This is a genomic window from Bartonella sp. CM120XJJH, from assembly GCF_042194715.1.
Classification (GTDB): domain Bacteria; phylum Pseudomonadota; class Alphaproteobacteria; order Rhizobiales; family Rhizobiaceae; genus Bartonella.
In genome coordinates this window covers 24548-42363 of the sequence record NZ_JBHINE010000004.1, presented here as the reverse complement: position 1 = coordinate 42363, position 17816 = coordinate 24548, and the positions used below count along the sequence as shown (strand labels likewise).

Sequence of the window (17816 nt, the reverse complement as noted above, 5' to 3'; positions counted from 1 at the left end):
AAACAACACCATCACATGAGACCCAAATGCTTCAACAAGTCTTGCATTTAAAATACGTTAAATGAATATTTTTATTCTTTTCTCAATAATTTTTATCCACACACCAACCCTGCTTATAATGTGCAAACGAATGATTTTGATTGATTCATTGGAAAAAGATCTAAAATAAGAGAATCTTACGTATTAATGTCTCTTTTTCGCATGAAAAACTATTAATTATCATTATAAATCAATGTATTATTGTTATATATTAGGTAATTTTTCTTCTTTCATTACGCTAGCTTTATGAAGATATATAGTTCCTTTTGTGTTGTTGTATTTTTTACCTTTGTGCACGCAATTGCAATGCGAGATCAGGTTGATCTGTCGTAATGTAATGTACAGGCATATCAAGCCAATGTGATAACCGAGCTTTTCCATTAATTGTCCATACCCCTACAGTAAAACCAGCCTCAAGAGCTGATTCAATAAAGTTCCGTGAAACAATAGAGCCATCTAAACTTAGATCAGAATAACCTAATTGCTTCCATTCAGAAAAATGACGGTACATATCACCTTCAAAATTATCAACACATGGACCAGATGGTATTCCCGCTTCAATAAAAGGACGAAGGATAAAAGGATCAAAACTAATTGCAGAAACCCGTTCTGATAAATTTCGGTTTTTTATTAGCGCAAGCGCTTTTTTGGATAATATTGTTTCACGCTCCACTTCACCACATGTCTTGATTTCAAGATGCAATGCAACATTCGTTGGTGCTAAAAGATCAAGCACCTCTTCTAATAAAGGGGGGGCTTCTTGGCTTCCTTTTACGCAGAGCTGTTTGCGTGTTTCATTATCAATGTCGTGAATATACCCCTTTTTTCCAACCAATTGGTCTAGACGAAAATCGTGAAAGACAACCACTTCACCGCTTTTCAGCAAATGAACATCACATTCAACTTCATCGACACCTAACGCTATAGCATTATTAAATGCCGAAAGGGTATTTTCAGAATAAAGATGAGCTCCACCACGGTGTGCAACAATTTTTTTCTCAGACATGCAAAATTCCACACTTCTCAATTTTAAACGATATTGACGTACAGATTGCCAGATACCGGCTTATATCATATGAAAATACACAATCATTTTTAAATGATTTTTTCTACACTTTTCGAATATCAAATACTCAGTCATATTTTATTCTTAAAAAGACTTATCCTTCATCTTTAATTATTCCCATTCAATAGTACTAGGAGGCTTTGAGGTTACATCATATACAACACGATTAATCCCTCTAACTTCGTTAATAATACGTGCTGCCGTCTTACTTAAAAACGCCATATCATAGGGATAAAAATCAGCAGTCATTCCATCTACAGATGTGACGGCGCGAAGAGCACAAACAAATTCATAAGTGCGACCATCGCCCATCACGCCAACAGTTTGAACAGGAAGAAGAACAGCAAAAGCCTGCCAAATTTCGTCATAAAGACCGGCTTTACGGATTTCCTCAAGATAGATAGCATCTGCTTCACGTAAAATTTCTAATTTTTCACGGGTCACAGTACCTGGACAACGAATTGCAAGACCGGGACCTGGAAAAGGATGGCGACCAATAAACTGCTCTGGTAATCCTAACTCTCGCCCCAGTAAGCGAACCTCATCCTTAAAGAGCTCACGCAACGGTTCTACAAGTTTCATATTCATCTTTTCTGGTAGCCCACCCACATTATGATGGCTTTTAATGGTTACCGTTTCACCAATAGCAGACACACTCTCAATAACATCTGGATAAAGTGTTCCTTGTGCTAAAAACTCTGCACCTCCTATTTTTTTAGTTTCTTCTTCAAAAACTTCAATAAAAAGACGACCTATCGTTTTGCGCTTTTTTTCTGGATCTGTCTCACCTTCTAAAGCATTAAGAAACATATCGGCAGCATTAACGTGAATAAGCTCTATATTATAATGATCACGAAAGAGCGTGAGAACTTCTTCAGCTTCATTCTTGCGCATCAGCCCATGGTCTACCAAAATGCATGTCAATTGATCTCCTATGGCTTCATGAAGGAGTACCGCTACAACAGATGAATCCACTCCCCCTGAAAGACCACAAATTACACGACTTTTCCCAACTTTTTGTCGTATCGTAGCGATTGCCTGCTCACGATAAGAAGCCATTGACCAACTACCTTTAATAGCAGAGATCTTATGAATAAAATTTTGCAAAAGTTTTGTACCATCTGGTGTATGGATAACTTCAGGATGAAACTGTACCGCATAAAAATGTCTTTTTTCATCAGCAATAGCCGCATAAGGAGCTCCTTTTGAAGTTCCTATGACACGAAAACCTTCTGGTAAAGCTGCCACACGGTCACCATGGCTCATCCATACTTGATAATGAGAACCTTTTTCCCACACTCCATCAAAAAGGGCACTCTCTTCTTGCACTTCCAAAAAAGCACGCCCAAATTCACGCTCATGTCCAGCTTCAACCTTTCCTCCAAGCTGAACACACATGACTTGTTCACCATAGCAAATACCCAGAATCGGAATACCCGCCTCAAAAATTTCCATTGGAGCACGCGGAGAGCTCTCATCAATAACGGAATAAGGACTCCCTGATAAAATAATAGCTTTAGGATTTATGCGGCGCACAGCTTCTAAAGCCAATTGAAAAGGGGCAATTTCACAATATACCCCCATTGCTCGTACCCGTCGTGCAATAAGTTGTGTAACTTGTGAACCAAAGTCAATAATAAGAACAGTGTCTGGATGTGATATGCTCATAGAAAACCAATCAATAATTGTAAAAGAAAACTCATGAGAGTTATGATTCAATCTTTCTCTTTTCACAAGCCTGTTTTCTTAAGAAAAAAATTATTCTCGTAAAATTTATGATAAAAAATGCAAAAATATGGATCAATGTTTTTTTTGCAACACAGATAAAAAGAAACCATCTGTTTGTGTTGTTGCGGGCGATAATGTCAGTCCATAATTTGAAAAAACTGGTTGCACCGGAGAAAAACTAAAATGTTTCTGCCAAAGTGCTGGCATATCTATTGGAGAAAAATGAGAATGTTGTTGAAGGAAATGGGCAATTTGTTCCTCATTTTCATCTGCAAAAAGAGAACAAGTAATATAGACTAGGCGCCCATTTGGCTTAAGATAAGCTATCGCTTCATTCAAAATAGCTCTCTGTTCTGTTTGGCGTTGTTTTACCTGCTCTAATGTTAAACGCCATTTCGCATCTGGACGACGACGCCATGTTCCTGTCCCACTACAGGGTGCATCCAGTAGAACTCTATCCATCTGACCCATTAATGATTTTAATTCTTCTTTTTGTGCTCGTATTTGTACATTACGAACACCAGCGCGTCGAAGACGATCAAAAATAGGAGCCAAACGAGCTTTGTCTGAATCATAAGCATACATTTGCCCACGATTATTCATATCGGCAGCTAAAGCTAATGTTTTACCCCCAGCACCTGCGCAATAATCTAATACCTGCATGCTTTCTCGCGCTTCCACAAGGTGAGCAACAATTTGAGATCCTAAATCCTGTATTTCAAAGTGTCCTTTTTGAAAAGCTGGTTCCACTTGAACATTAGGATGACGATTAAACTTTTCAATTGGTGCAATTCTTAAAGCTTTCCCAAACCATGGAAAAGATTTAAGTCTGATTTTTGCTAATTCTTTCAGCACCTTCTCTGGTGTTGCTTTTAAGCTATTTACCCGCAAATCTAAAGAAGGACGCGTTGCTAGCGCAGCCGCTTCAATGACCCAATTATCGCCAAATAAAGGACGCAGATGCGCTTGACACCATTGCGGAATATCACCACGAATATAGTCTGGAGCATCCACTAATTGCTGACCTTGCCACGATTTACGCTGTTTAGCCCCTAATAACTGCGGCGCAAACCGATCTTCTGCCAACTCACCGTCAATTTGCTCCAACGTCATTTTTCCAGCATCTAATAAAGCACCAAAAACGATATCTCGGATATCATCACTCTCCATACGCCATTGTAAAGAATAACGTCGTCTTAAAACATCATAAACGATTGTACCAATAGCTGCGCGATCACCTGCTCCAGCAAAGCGATGAGAAAGTCCCCAATCCTTTAAAGCTTCTCCTACTGGGCGATGCTTCATTTCTATCTCTTGGAGAACATCTATTGCTGCTTGCAAACGCCCACCTAATCGCATTCATTTCTCCCATTTAAATAATAAAATTATCTTCTTCTTGCCAATGAAGCCTTCTCAAAGCCATAAAAAATTTACATTCAATATTAAAATGATCTGATCATATTTTTTATAAGATCTAATTTAGAGCATCTAGATTTTTCCTTTCATCTTCTGCCTATTCGCTATTCGCTTTTTATCCTTCTACCTCTCATACTAAAAGATACGCAGCTATCCATAAAGAACTTATCTCCGCCATGCCTTACGAAAAAACTAAACTCTTTGATTATTGCGTAAAATAAAATTTACGAAGATTATCTGAATAACAGAAAAAATCAAATATCTCCCATCTTTGTATGGCTATCCTTCTGAAAAAATAGAAAAAATCTTCTCATAAAGTTAAACAAGTTCATCTTACGCTCACCCAAAAATTAACTTTTTAGAAAATGCTTGGAACCACTATTTGGCATGACCGTTTTTACTCTAATGGCAACTGCCAGACAATTTAAAAGGAGAAAATAATGACTTATAATAATGGAAAAACAACTTCATCTAAAAGCCGTCATAACACAATGCCCTCAAACAACGGAAAGAAATCCGTCCAAAGTGATCAGACAAACACTCGCCAACGTGCGTCAAAGACAGGACGGAAGACAACAAAAAATTAATTCTAATTTTATATAACTTATTTCATATAGTCTTAACAGAAAGAATTAGAGTTTTGAGCTCTAATTCTTTCCTTTTTGGGATTATTACACCAAATCACAAACAGAAAAAGCGCGGTCTCCCTTTCTTGTTTGCGGAAGATTTTATTTATGCGATATGACATTAGGCTCTTGTATCTTTAGACTGGCCCACGATAATTTGGACTCTCCCGTGTGATAGAAACATCATGCGTATGACTTTCATGAAGTCCCGCATTCGTAATACGTACAAATGTTGCTTTTTCACGAAACTCTACGAGATCTTTTGCTCCAACATACCCCATCGAAGCACGAAGTCCACCAGCAAGCTGATGTAGAACTGATGCTATAGGACCTTTATAAGCCACCTGCCCCTCCACACCCTCAGGAACCAACTTAAGTTCATCACGAACATCATCTTGAAAATAACGATCTGCCGATCCTCGTGCCATAGCACCAACAGATCCCATGCCGCGATAAGCTTTAAAGGATCGTCCTTGATATAGATAAACTTCACCAGGGCTTTCTTCTGTACCAGCTAAAAGAGAGCCAATCATAGCAGCACAAGCCCCACCTGCTAAGGCTTTAGCAAAATCACCTGAAGCTTTTATCCCCCCATCAGCAATAACGGGAATACCTACCTTATCAGCAATTTCTGCCGCACTCATAATGGCTGCAAGCTGAGGAACACCAACGCCTGCAACAATTCGCGTTGTGCAAATAGAACCAGGACCAATACCAACTTTTATAGCATCCGCACCACTGTCAATCAAAGCCTGTGTTGCTTGCGGAGTCGCGACATTACCAGCAATAATGGCTGGAGAAAACGTCATTTTTTTAATACGCTCAACTGTGTCTAATACACGCTGAGAATGTCCATGTGCAGTATCAATCACTAGAATATCAACGCCTGCATCAATTAATCGCTCAGCCCGCTCAAACCCATCGTTCCCTACACTACTTGCAGCTGCAACACGCAAGCGACCTTGCGAATCTTTGGCAGCGTTTGGATTTAATTTTGCTTTTTCAATATCCTTAACTGTTATCAGTCCGACACAACGATTTTGTTCATCCACAACTAATAATTTTTCAATACGATGATGGTGTAAAAGATACTTCGCTTCATTGAGTTGAACATTTTCACGCACTGTGATTAAATTTTCATGCGTCATTAATTCATAAATTTTTTGTTTGGGATCCGATGCAAAACGCACGTCCCTATTTGTCAAAATGCCAACAAGCCGTCCAGCAGTTTCGCCTTTAGCTCTATTTTCAACAACCGGAATACCGGAAATACCATGAGAACGCATCAAAGATTTTGCTTCTTCAAGTGTTGCATCTGGACCAATTGTGACTGGATTAACAACCATACCAGATTCAAACTTTTTTACTTGGCGGACTTCTTCTGCCTGCTCTGCCGGAGACATATTACGATGAATAACCCCAAGACCACCAGCTTGAGCCATCGCAATTGCCAAACGCGATTCTGTTACCGTATCCATTGCCGCAGAAAGCAATGGCAAATTAAGCTTAATATCCGCTGCAACGCGCGTACTGAGATCCACTTGACTAGGCATAACAAGAGAATGACCGGGTTGTAAAAGTACATCATCAAAAGTCAGTGCCAATGCACCTGTACCCGTTTCAACAATCTTTGCCATAGAAAATTCCTTTTATAATAAAACACCGCAAGGAGCTTTAAAGTACAACTGCGGTTCTCATACATGGTAGATTGGCAAAAAATTATGCCATGCTACAAACAAAATGAAAAGAAAAATAAATATTTTTTTTAAGTGTGGTTTATAAAAATTTACAATTGTGATTCAATAGGTAACCAACTTATTATTTTTGCAAATGCGCGACGCCAAAAATTGCTTTCTGGCTCATAGTCAATGCTATATTTTTTTTCATTTTCAATAAAATCCCAATAAATACGATTATTATCACCAAGACGCAGATGATAGCTCATTTCCCCTGTGATTTCTTCAGAAAACAACAAATCTAATCTTGCTGTAATAGGAGCACATTCAAAAAGAATGCCCATTTCTGTATTTAATGATGCTGACCTGGGATCAAAATTTAAAGATCCAATAAAAGCTGTTTTACGATCAATTAAAAAAGCTTTGGCATGTAAACTTGCCTTACTCGATCGAAACAATCGTAACCCATGGGTGTCGCCCTCCGCTTTTAATTCATAAAGCTTAACACCATTTTTCAACAGCGCCTTACGATACGGTACATAACCACCATGCACCAATGCTACATCAGTAGCTGCTAAAGAATTTGTCAAAATTTTGACATCAACACCCTTTGAAACCAAATTACTAAAATTCTGCGTACCAACCTTACCAGGAACAAAATAAGGTGACGTAATCTGAACCGTTTTTTGGGCATTTCCAATAACCTTTGAAAGTGCCTTCATAAGCCAATTGCTTGCTTTTTTACGCAATGCTTTTTCTGGAGGGTCAGAAAGAACAACAACTTTGTCTGCTAAAAATAACCGCTTTCCTGTTTGGATAAAACAATTAAAGTTAATGTGCTCTTTGACATAATCTAAATAAACTTTTGCAACCTTGGAATCACGAAATTTTCGTAATTTATCCTTCCAATAGCTAAGATCACTTGCGCTTTTAGGGACAACCAAAGTATGAATTGGCAAAACAACAGAACTATTCCAAAAATCATCAAAGATACTTTCTACCTTTTTAACAGAGGGACCGATTAACATCAAATCTAAATCTCGAAAATGGGATTCTTTACCAGCATCAAAATAAGAATCTGCAAGATTACGTCCTCCTACAAAAGCGACCCTGCCATCAACAATAAAAGCCTTATTATGCATTCTACGTGTTACAGTAATTGCCCGTAATATAATTTCTAAACCACGGCGCAAACCACCTTTACGCGATCGCCCTGGATTAAACATTCTCACCTCAATATGAGGATGTTTATCTAGCGCAATATAAGCTGGATCACGTGCCTGAGCATTAATATCATCCAAAAGAAGGCGTACCCGAACACCCCGATCCGCTGCCTCAACTATTTCACTTAATAATAGGCGCCCTGTTAAATCATCGTCCCAAATATAATACATCAGATCAAGGCTACGCCCAGCCTCTGCAGCTCCTATTGCACGAACACAAAACGCATCCAAATTGCTGATAATGAGGGAAAGGGCATCTTTATCAATCCCCAATCCATTTTCTTCCTCAGCTAATTGACTGACGATACGATCAAGCTTAGTTTCATCTTTCTGAATAGGTAACGCATAAGAACATTGCCCCCTAGCATTTTTCACAAAACGCCCATAGGTGTAGATTGCCAACATAGATGCAATTAAAAAAAAGAGGACAAAACCAACAACAATCTGTAAAAGAGTCAAAGAGGACAAACTTTCTATTTTAAGCTATCGCATCATCAGCAATGCAAATGATAATCACTTTATCTTAATCGTGTAGAAGATAAAATGCCACTTCTTGCTTAAGAGAGTATAAATTTAATATTGATGATACAAAAATTTCAGCGGTAGTATCTAAAAGTTTTTAAAAATGCCTCTCTGCTTTAATAAATGTAAACTTAACTAAAATTGTATAAATTGAAACAAACGATTAAAATAGTCACATAAAATTTATATTTGATTTAAATCTACAAAATCATCCTCTATAGATAAATTTTATAATAAATGATTATTTTCTTAAGCCACCCCCCCACGGACTTTATCAAAATCCACTCTACTTTTTGAAACTCATGCCTATCATGAAGAGAAATTTGTTATGAATTTTACTTTCGTTCTTGATTTCTTATTGCTCTCAATTCTTCCATTTTTCTATAAAGTGTAGAGCGACCAATATGAAGGCGGCGCGCAATCTCACTCATATGTCCCTTATAATGTTTAACCGCTTTCTCGATAATATCATGCTCCATCTCTGCAAAAGTACGCACATGCCCATCAGTATTCAAAAATTTTATCGATTCTTGTTCATTATCTTCTTGCATGTTACCCTCAATGATATTGGGAACATTCATTAATGAATTTCCCATTAATTGCGGAAAATCTCGAACAGTTAATAACGGTCCTTCACTGAGTAAAATCGCACGAAATAAAAAGGTTTCAAGCTCATTTCTATTGCCAGGCCAATCATACTGCATAAGCAAGGAAAGAGCAGATCCTGCTAACCCATGGACATGTGATCGCCCTGTTTCTGTGATAATGCGATCAATCAAACGTTGTGTGATCTCTGGAAAATCATCCCTTAATTCTCGTAAAGCAGGGACGCTAATAGACAAGTGAGAAAATTGTTCAAACAAACTATGCAAAAAAAAGTTCTCATTAACCAAGTCCTTTAAACGCGATGTTGAAATAGCAATGATCCGAAAAGGGAAAATTTCCCCTTTTGTATCCCTTTCCCTTTCTTTAAGGTAATGAGCAAACCGTTTTTGCTGTATGGGCTCAAGTCGATCAATATCACAAAGGCAAAGTGTCCCTTTTTCAAGAGAAGAAACCAATGGTAGGAATTCTTTAAACCACTGCTGATTTTCTTCTTCTGGATCAACGATGGCTGAACATTGAAAGCGAATAAAAACACCCTCCGAAAATAATCCCTCATGATGAATCATCCGAGCTAATGTCTCACGTCCTGTTCCAACTTCCCCCTCTATCAAAAGATTCTGTAAAGAAGTTGCTGCTTGTCTCGATTGTTCTAACACTATCTGCATAGCTCTACTTTTTATGCAAAGATCAGAAAACCGTAAATGATTCTCTTTTTTTCGCCTAATATCTCGAACCTCATGCTTCAAGGCAGAAATAAGAGCAAGAATATCCAAAGTAACTCTTACGCGTAATAATGTTACTGGATGGATCCAATAATCAATAGCTCCAGCTGTTAAAGCTTTCTGGAGTAAATGCTGATTCTCTTGTTGTGCTATAACGACAATAGGAACAGAAACACCAGCAACTCTAATCATTTTTATCAAATCGCTCACACTCAAATCACTCATAACGACATCAAGGAGTGCAAGCACAATGTTTTTACGCCTGTGTAAAAGATCAATCGTACGGAGACCATTTTCTGCTTCAATGACACGATAACCAAAACCTCGCAGCATAGCAGAAAGTTCTATACGTCTTCCATAATCTTCACTCGCAACAAGAATGGGACCAACCATAATGTCAATAATCTCCTTTGAGACCACTCAGCGGCTTAATATAAAAATTGTTGTAAACCATAAGAAATATTTCACCTCTTGTGTTTCACTTACGAACTTCATCAAGCTGTCAATTAAATACAACATTAAGGCATTTTTTTCCATTTTTTTGCTTTTTCATTGATTTTCATCAAATTTTTCATATTGACTCATGGGATAATTTAATAATGTTATAGAGACTAGAGAGCAAAATAATCTAAATAGAGTGCAATAAATGAAACATACCTATCATATTTTATGTCTTACAATCACCGCTTTGCTGTTAAGCGCCTGTAACTTTTCGCAATATTATAACTCAAATATGCCAACTGGAATTGATGGGAAATGGGTTGATGAGAATGGTATTATTTCTTCTTTCCACAATGGTGTTTTTGAAACACGTGCAGCAGATACAGAAGAAAAACTATCAGAAGGGGCATATAATTATCTCAATGCCCAAAATATAGAAATTGAAATACGCTCTATTCTCCGTGGAACAATTTCTAGAGTCAATTGTACAATGTCATATGACGCCACACAACTTCTCTGCACCTCACATACAGGAGCACAGTTTTTCCTTAAGCGGAAATCTTAAACAAAGTACAAGGGAAGCCTCTCTTAAGAACAGAGCAGAGGGAGCACATACATTAAGCAGGAGGCGATCCTTTCTCCTCCTGATAGAGAATCCTCTCTAAAATACGCAAAGAGGCTGGTATAATCTTTATCCTGAGAATTTTCTAAACATTATGAAATGCGTATCGTTTTCTTCCACAAAACATCAGTAAAGCCACCTCACAATAAAATTGTAACTTTGTATTATTCAATCTATTTTAACCTAAAATAAAATTTTATTTGATAAGGAAGCTTAATCTAAGCAGCGCCAATGCGCAAAAGATCATGAAAATGGACAATTCCTATCGGTTTTTTATCTTCAACCACGAAAAATGCACCAATCTGATGATCATTAATAAAAGCTGTTGCTGCACCAACAAGTGTATTTGGCTTTACAACTTTAGGAGCTTTGGTCATCACCTCGTCAACATTAAATTTTGATAAATTAAAATGAATGTTACGTGCAAGATCGCCATCGGTTACAATTCCGATTAGTTCACCTTCTTGATTCACAACACCAACACAACCAAAATGTTTTTCCACCAAAACATTCATCGCTTCAGTCATAGCTGTTCCCTGCATAACCAAAGGAATATTATCACCCTCATGCATAATATCACACACGTATTTAAGGCTTGCACCAAGAGAACCACCAGGATGATATATTTTGAAATCCGTTGCGGTAAAACCACGCATTTCTAAAAGAGAAACCGCTAATGCATCTCCCATTGCCAATTGCATAATTGTTGAAGTTGTAGGGGCTAAACCATGGGGGCAAGCCTCTTCTATCTTTGGTAATAATAAAACAATATCAGCTTGTCGTCCTAACACAGAGTGCTTACTTGATGTCATCGCAATAAGGGGGATACGAAAACGCGCCGCATAACTCATAATACCACTTAACTCTTGAGTTTCACCAGACCATGATAAAGCAAGAATAACATTATCAGATCCAATCATACCAAGATCACCATGATTGGCTTCTGCAGCGTGAACAAAAAAGGCAGGTGTTCCAGTTGAGGCTAAGGTTGCTGCAATTTTTGTCCCTATATGACCACTTTTCCCAAGACCCGTAATGACCACATGTCCACGAGCATTTCTAATAGTTCGAACAGCTGCTTCAAAAGAAGAAGAAAGACTTCCCAGAAGAGCTTTTTCAAGGGCTTCAAGCCCCTGCTTTTCACTGGCCAGTGTTTTAAGTGCTGACGCAACAGCACCTTGCAAAGCCATATGAGGAGACGATATTATCATAATCAAATTCGATCAATAAAATTAAATGAGAGATTTATATCATTTTTCAACATTAATGGTTTCCAGTAAATTTTTCAATGAAGCAGAAACGTGGCTGTGCATATCAGCGCGCGCCAAAGAAAATGCAACATTGGCTTCAATGAAACCAGCTTTAGAACCGCAATCAAAAGTGTGCCCTTCTACTTGCAAACCCCAAAAATCCTGTTCGTTTGAAAGCCTTATCATCGCATCCGTTAGTTGAATTTCATTTCCTGCTCCTCGTTCTTGAGTGGAAAGAATATTAAAAATTTCTGGCTGCAAAATATAACGTCCATTGATGTACAAATTTGATGGTGCCGTTCCAAGCACTGGTTTTTCTACCATTTTTGTGATTTCAAAACCATTTGCAATCTGTTTGCCTTTCCCCACAATACCATATTTATGGGTTTCTCTAGGATCGCATTCTTGAACTGCTACAATATTTCCCCCACCCACCTTTTCATAAAGACTAATCATCTCAGAAAGGCATCCTTTTTTGGCTTGAATCAGCATATCGGGTAATAACAAAGCAAAAGGTTCGCCTGCAACTAATTCACGCGCACACCAAAGAGCATGCCCTAATCCCAAAGGTTGCTGTTGCCGAGTGAAAGAAGTTGACCCTGGTAATGGCTGTAAACGGTATAAATGTGCAAGATCTTCTTTCTTTCCACATTCAGCAAGTGTCGTGTATAATTCAACTTGCGCATCAAAATAATCCTCAATGACTGCTTTGTTACGTCCAGTCACAAAAATAAAATGCTCAATACCAGCTTCCCTCGCCTCATCCACAACATATTGGATAACAGGTTTATCAACAACTGTTAGCATTTCTTTAGGAATTGTTTTGGTCGCAGGAAGAAAACGCGTACCAAGACCTGCTACTGGGAATACCGCTTTCCGGATTTTACGCACACTCATCCTCCTCAATGAATTCATATAACTTTTTTATTTTATTTATCATATGTTTTTACGAAATGGTAAAAAAGATATCTTATTGTTTTGATTATCATTATAATGGGCAATCAAAAATGCAAAAAAGAGTATGAGAATTTATTGAAAGGATTAAAACGAATTATTTATTTCAGTTTTCTCCCCTTCTTGATCATATTATCGATTAAACTAAATACAAAATAAAGTTATTGCACATCTAATAAATTGAATATTAATGGGGATTTCAAAATGCAAAAAACAGAATTGAAGACTTTCTCTTTTTTAGAGAAGTCCATAAATTGGAGAACTCTTCTCACTGGCTCTGCCGCTATTTTTTCTGCTTTTTTAATGTTTTTTGTATCCCTTTCATATGCTGATAGCGGATTTAAACACTGGATTAAAGAATTTAAAAAAATAGCTATAGCTCACAATATTACCCCTTATACGTTTCATATGGCGTTTAAAGGTGTTAATGCAATTGATCCAGAAGTTCTAAAAAGTGCCGCATACCAACCGGAATTTGTTGCTCCTTCATGGAACTATTTCGATAATCGTGTCCATGATATTGCAATTGAGGAAGGACGGCGCCAAACTCAAAAATGGAACAAATGGCTTCTTCAAATTGAAAAACGTTTTGGTGTTGACCGCAATATTCTGCTTGCTATTTGGTCAATGGAAAGCAACTATGGGAAAGTTTTAGCTAATAAAAGTGTAATGCGTGACACCATTCGTTCTCTTGCAACTTTAGCCTATGCTGATAAAAAACGTGCAAAATATGCATATACACAGCTGATTGCTGCTATGAAAATTCTACAAAGTGGCGAAATTAAACGCTCTCAACTCACTGGATCTTGGGCCGGTGCATTGGGGCATACACAATTTATTCCAAGCAGTTATCTCGCCTATGCAGTTGATATGGATCAAGATGGACGGCGTGATATCTGGAACTCTGTTCCAGATGCTCTGGCTACTGCTGCTAACCTTCTCCACAAAAATGGCTGGCAACCTAATCTTATTTGGGGAGTAGAGGTAAAAGTACCGCAGGGGAAAAATCTCCCTGAAGGCTGGTATTCCTTTGAACAATGGAAAAAATTAGGTGTAAAACACGCAAATGGGCATCCTCTTCCTACATTATCTGAACAAGCAATATTAAAATATCCAGATGGAGCAAAAGGACCTATATTTTTAGTCACAAAAAATTTCTTTGTTCTGAAAAGTTATAATAATGCAGATCGTTATGCATTTGCTGTTGCCCTTCTTGCTGATCGCATTGCCGGACATCCTGGATTAGTGAATGATTGGCAAAGACCTTTTCAACCTCTTACTTTTCAAGAATGTAAAGAACTGCAATCTCGCTTAAGTGCACTGGGCTATTATAAAGGGAATGTTGACGGAAAAATCGGAACAGCTTCTCGCAAAGCAATTAAAGCTTTTCAACTGAGTCACGGTCTAAAAGCAAATGGATACCCATCATCTCAAGTGCTTTTTCTCCTTCGCAAACAATAATGGAGACTAAGGTTTTGTCTTCTTTTCGCCTGATATACTTGACATTATTGCTATTTTCACTTTCTATTGTGGGGATCTTACAGCCATCCCAAAGTAAAGCAACGAACTTCTTCAAATGGTTATCACAACATAACAAACAAACACAACAACCACCGCAAACTATAGAACAAAAAATAGATAAGCCGCAAAAAAAGATTTTAACACAAAAAAACATACAAAAACTAAAAAATGAGAATGCAAAGCGCATTCTTGTCATAGGGGATTTTACAGCTTCTGCTGTTGCCGATGCACTTAAGAAGTTTTTTATAAATAATAGCGATATCGTTATCATGAACAACACAATGCCTGCTTCCGGCTTCGTTCGAACGGATTATTATTCTTGGCAAAGCAATATTTCTAAACTTATTGATCAAAATAACCCCGATGTTATTATCATGATGATCGGTGCAAATGATAATCAACCAATCACAGACTCTTATAGCACAATTAACACAGATCAATCAGAATGGATGCGCATCTACAAACAAAGAATTATCGAAATTGCTGAAAGTCTTCATGCCTCTGGAAAATCATGGATATGGATAGGTCAGCCTTCTTTTGGAAATGACCTTTTGACACAAAAAATGAAAATTTTTAACGCGCTCTATAAACAAGAAACAGAAACAGCAGGAGGATATTTTCTTGATATCTGGAGCGGCTTTAGTGATGAGGCAGGAAATTTTTCTTTTTCAGGCTATGATATTAATGGAAAAATAACCAAATTACGCACCAATAATGGCATGCATTTCACCCCTGAAGGAAAGAAAAAACTTGCCTCTTATTTAGAAAAACCATTGAAAAATATTTTAAATTTTTATGCCTTTTCCCATGAAAATCCTTACTCAACCGATCAAGCTATTCAAAAACTTATACAAAAATCAGAGAATCAAGAGCGGAGTAAAATTATGCGTCAGCCTCCAATGAGCCTCGATGATATGGCACAACAAAACACTCACCTTTTAGGTAAACGAACGTCAAGTTTTATAAAAAAATCATGGTTTCCACCAAATGGGTATCAAAAAGATCGAGCTGATAATTTTTCTTCCCCATAATGTCTCTTTAAAATACAAACTCTAATTTCCTCCATAAATAAAAAGCGAATAAGATAAAAAACTCTGTTTACAGAGCTATAATGAAGAAAAAATTTGCATAAATCGCAACTGCATCTTTCGAATAATATGAAAACGGCATGGTGTTAACCATACCGTTATATCTTATACTTATAGTCCACGTTTGTTAATCATTGCCTCTGGTAAAGGCATCCGCCCCCGAAAAGCTTTATAAAGCTCCTCTGGATCACGACTTCCTCCAGCGGAGTAAATAAAACGTTTCAACTTATCAGCAAGCTCTGAATTAAAAACATCTCCCGTTTCTTCAAAAGCCTGAAAAGCATCGGCATCAAGAACTTCCGACCACATATAAGAATAGTAACCAGATGCATAACCATCCCCTGCAAACACATGCATAAAATGTGGGGGACGATGACGCATAATAATTGTGTCAGGCATTTGCAGCTTTTCTAATTCTTGGCGTTCAAACACTGTTGGATCAGTGACTGTTACGCCTTGATGAAAAGCCATATCCACTAAAGCTGATGAGATAAATTCAACGGCAGAAAATCCCGCATTAAATGTCTGTGCTGCTAAAACTTTATCTATCAACTCTTGTGGTATAGGATGTCCTGTTTTTGTATGTATAGCATAAGATTTTAATATCTCTGGTACGGTTAACCAATGTTCGTAAAGTTGAGAAGGCAGCTCAACAAAATCACGTGAAACAGATGTTCCCGACACAGATGTCCACGTGACATCAGAGAGCAAACCATGCAATGCATGCCCAAATTCGTGGAAAAGCGTACGTGCATCATCAAGCGATAAAAGAGCAACTTCCCCTTTGGGTGGTTTAGCAAAATTACAAACATTGTAGATAATAGGCTTTTGTCCGCCATCCAATTTATGTTGTGATTGCAAACTACTCATCCACGCACCAGAGCGTTTTGAAGAGCGTGCAAAATAATCACCAATAAAATGCCCAAGTAAACTTCCATCAGACTTTTTTACTTCCCACAAACGTGCATCAGGATGCCAAAGTGCAACAGCGTTTTTTTCTTCAAATGTAATGCTAAAAAGTTTTTCTGCTACCCCAAAAGCCGCTTTAATCATATGATCAAGCGGAAAATAATATTTAATTTCAGCGCTATCGAAAGAAAGTTTTTCAGTGCGAAGTTTTTCAGCATAATAACGCCAATCCCAAGCAGCTAAAGATTCATTGTTGCCCTGATTGTTGGCAAAATTTTGTAATTCAATTTGCTCAGTAGAAGCCTTTGCTCTTGCACGCTCCCATACAGGCAAAAGCAAATCCATAACGGAATCAACACTTTTAGCCATGGTATTATCAAGCTTCAAATCTGCGAAAGATTTATATCCTAATAATTTCGCCTGCTCATCTCGAAGCGCAACAATCTCTACAATAATTGTTTTATTATCATTCTTGTTATTATTTTCACCACGTTTAGCCCAAGCTTGGAATGCAACCTCACGCAAATCACGACGATCCGAGAATTTTAAAAAAGGTTCAACAATCGAACGTGCTAGTGTTAATGCATACTCTTCTTCATTGCCTCTTTCACACGCAATTTCCTTCATTGAAGCAATGAGATCTTGCGGTAAACCAGATAAGTCTGTTTGTTTTAAAAACAAAATCCATTCAGCTTCATCATTTAAGACATTTTGTCCAAAAGTAGCATTTAAGAAAGCAAGTCTTTCATTAATTTCCAAAAGCCGTTTCTTAGCTTTTTCATCGAGTTTTGCCCCATGACAAACGAGCTTTTTCCACCATAATTCAAGAACACGTGTTGTTTCACTCTCAAATATGCCCAGCTGCGACTGTTTATAAAGCACATCTATTTTCGCAAATATCCGCGTATCCATCATCATTTTTGAAGAGTAACGAGAAAGTTTTACAACGAACTCTTGCTCTAGCTGTTGAATTAATACATTCGTATGAGCACTGGTGCGCAAGAAAAATATTGAACAGACACGATCAAGCGCTTTGCCACAAAGCTCAAAAGGCTGCAAAAAATTCTCAAGCGTTGGTGATTCTTGCACCATCGCAATCGACTCTAGTTCTTCTTCGGCTTCTTGAAGTGCCTGTTCAAAAGCGGGTTTAAAATCTTCATCATTTATAGAAGAAAAATCAGGAAGACCTGAAAATCCCTTCCAGTCCAGCACTGCTGCTTTTGTCATAATACTTTATGTCTCCATTATAAATTTAAGCTGTAACAATTATCTTTACGACACAAATTGATAATATACTAAAATTATTTCGTGAGTTTCAAAACTACCTTTCAAAACGCTATTGAATAAAAAACCTGAAAATCGTAAAACTCTTTCATTTCAAACCATATTATATTGAAGCAATAAAGA

At 37.6% G+C, this 17816-nt stretch carries 13 protein-coding genes; 4 read left to right on the top strand and 9 right to left on the bottom strand.

Annotated features, from left to right (window positions below; translation table 11 throughout):
• Positions 1 to 322: 322 nt before the first annotated feature.
• The 3 genes from ACFIKU_RS02815 to ACFIKU_RS02805 all read right to left on the bottom strand — a co-directional run bounded on the left by ACFIKU_RS02815 (position 323) and on the right by ACFIKU_RS02805 (position 4192).
• On the bottom strand, positions 323 to 1045 hold the full coding sequence (locus ACFIKU_RS02815; protein ID WP_375656620.1) for a glycerophosphodiester phosphodiesterase: 723 nt from the start codon (positions 1043 to 1045) through the stop codon (positions 323 to 325).
• 171 nt (positions 1046 to 1216) lie between these two features.
• Complete coding sequence (guaA, locus tag ACFIKU_RS02810) at positions 1217 to 2773, bottom strand: glutamine-hydrolyzing GMP synthase (protein WP_375656680.1); 1557 nt, start codon at positions 2771 to 2773, stop codon at positions 1217 to 1219.
• 132 nt (positions 2774 to 2905) lie between these two features.
• Complete coding sequence (locus ACFIKU_RS02805; protein WP_375656619.1) at positions 2906 to 4192, bottom strand: RsmB/NOP family class I SAM-dependent RNA methyltransferase; 1287 nt, start codon at positions 4190 to 4192, stop codon at positions 2906 to 2908.
• 497 nt (positions 4193 to 4689) lie between these two features.
• Here ACFIKU_RS02805 and ACFIKU_RS02800 point away from each other — a divergent pair, with 497 nt between their 5' ends.
• The gene (locus ACFIKU_RS02800; RefSeq protein WP_375656618.1) at positions 4690 to 4836 is read left to right on the top strand and encodes a hypothetical protein; all 147 of its coding nucleotides are present in this window, start codon (positions 4690 to 4692) and stop codon (positions 4834 to 4836) included.
• 176 nt (positions 4837 to 5012) lie between these two features.
• Here the strand turns inward: ACFIKU_RS02800 and guaB are convergent, their stop codons facing one another.
• The 3 genes from guaB to ACFIKU_RS02785 all read right to left on the bottom strand — a co-directional run bounded on the left by guaB (position 5013) and on the right by ACFIKU_RS02785 (position 10017).
• Positions 5013 to 6512: an IMP dehydrogenase gene (gene guaB / locus ACFIKU_RS02795; protein WP_375656617.1), complete on the bottom strand. Its 1500-nt coding sequence runs from the start codon at positions 6510 to 6512 to the stop codon at positions 5013 to 5015.
• Between the two features lie 149 nt (positions 6513 to 6661).
• The gene (locus ACFIKU_RS02790; protein ID WP_375656616.1) at positions 6662 to 8233 is read right to left on the bottom strand and encodes a phospholipase D family protein; all 1572 of its coding nucleotides are present in this window, start codon (positions 8231 to 8233) and stop codon (positions 6662 to 6664) included.
• 398 nt (positions 8234 to 8631) lie between these two features.
• Entirely contained in the window at positions 8632 to 10017 is a 1386-nt protein-coding gene (locus tag ACFIKU_RS02785; RefSeq protein WP_375656615.1) for a sigma-54-dependent transcriptional regulator, read from the bottom strand.
• A gap of 253 nt (positions 10018 to 10270) precedes the next feature.
• Here ACFIKU_RS02785 and ACFIKU_RS02780 point away from each other — a divergent pair, with 253 nt between their 5' ends.
• Positions 10271 to 10630 carry a hypothetical protein gene (locus ACFIKU_RS02780; protein ID WP_273722518.1) on the top strand — a complete coding sequence of 120 codons (360 nt, stop codon included), beginning with the start codon at positions 10271 to 10273 and terminating at the stop codon, positions 10628 to 10630.
• Between the two features lie 275 nt (positions 10631 to 10905).
• Here ACFIKU_RS02780 and ACFIKU_RS02775 read toward each other — a convergent pair whose 3' ends face one another.
• On the bottom strand, positions 10906 to 11898 hold the full coding sequence (locus ACFIKU_RS02775; protein WP_375656614.1) for an SIS domain-containing protein: 993 nt from the start codon (positions 11896 to 11898) through the stop codon (positions 10906 to 10908).
• Positions 11899 to 11937: 39 nt separating this feature from the next.
• Positions 11938 to 12828 (bottom strand): UTP--glucose-1-phosphate uridylyltransferase, encoded by an 891-nt coding sequence (locus tag ACFIKU_RS02770; RefSeq protein ID WP_375656613.1) that lies wholly within the window; start codon positions 12826 to 12828, stop codon positions 11938 to 11940.
• Between the two features lie 267 nt (positions 12829 to 13095).
• Here ACFIKU_RS02770 and ACFIKU_RS02765 point away from each other — a divergent pair, with 267 nt between their 5' ends.
• Together ACFIKU_RS02765 and ACFIKU_RS02760 are read left to right on the top strand one after the other, a co-directional pair.
• Positions 13096 to 14352 (top strand): lytic murein transglycosylase, encoded by a 1257-nt coding sequence (locus ACFIKU_RS02765; RefSeq protein WP_375656612.1) that lies wholly within the window; start codon positions 13096 to 13098, stop codon positions 14350 to 14352.
• A gap of 14 nt (positions 14353 to 14366) precedes the next feature.
• Positions 14367 to 15443: an SGNH family hydrolase gene (locus ACFIKU_RS02760; protein ID WP_375656611.1), complete on the top strand. Its 1077-nt coding sequence runs from the start codon at positions 14367 to 14369 to the stop codon at positions 15441 to 15443.
• Between the two features lie 168 nt (positions 15444 to 15611).
• Here ACFIKU_RS02760 and ACFIKU_RS02755 read toward each other — a convergent pair whose 3' ends face one another.
• Complete coding sequence (locus ACFIKU_RS02755; RefSeq protein WP_375656610.1) at positions 15612 to 17636, bottom strand: M3 family metallopeptidase; 2025 nt, start codon at positions 17634 to 17636, stop codon at positions 15612 to 15614.
• Positions 17637 to 17816: the final 180 nt, after the last annotated feature.

Excerpts from the sequence above, each read along its gene's own strand:
- ACFIKU_RS02785 (WP_375656615.1), bottom strand. The coding sequence starts at position 10,017 with ATGGTTGGTCCCATTCTTGTTGCGAGTGAAGATTATGGAAGACGTATA.
- ACFIKU_RS02755 (WP_375656610.1), bottom strand. The coding sequence starts at position 17,636 with ATGACAAAAGCAGCAGTGCTGGACTGGAAGGGATTTTCAGGTCTTCCT.
- guaA (WP_375656680.1), bottom strand. The coding sequence starts at position 2,773 with ATGAGCATATCACATCCAGACACTGTTCTTATTATTGACTTTGGTTCA.
- ACFIKU_RS02775 (WP_375656614.1), bottom strand. The coding sequence starts at position 11,898 with ATGATAATATCGTCTCCTCATATGGCTTTGCAAGGTGCTGTTGCGTCA.
- ACFIKU_RS02800 (WP_375656618.1), top strand. The coding sequence starts at position 4,690 with ATGACTTATAATAATGGAAAAACAACTTCATCTAAAAGCCGTCATAAC.
- ACFIKU_RS02815 (WP_375656620.1), bottom strand. The coding sequence starts at position 1,045 with ATGTCTGAGAAAAAAATTGTTGCACACCGTGGTGGAGCTCATCTTTAT.
- guaB (WP_375656617.1), bottom strand. The coding sequence starts at position 6,512 with ATGGCAAAGATTGTTGAAACGGGTACAGGTGCATTGGCACTGACTTTT.
- ACFIKU_RS02805 (WP_375656619.1), bottom strand. The coding sequence starts at position 4,192 with ATGCGATTAGGTGGGCGTTTGCAAGCAGCAATAGATGTTCTCCAAGAG.
- ACFIKU_RS02780 (WP_273722518.1), top strand. The coding sequence starts at position 10,271 with ATGAAACATACCTATCATATTTTATGTCTTACAATCACCGCTTTGCTG.
- ACFIKU_RS02765 (WP_375656612.1), top strand. The coding sequence starts at position 13,096 with ATGCAAAAAACAGAATTGAAGACTTTCTCTTTTTTAGAGAAGTCCATA.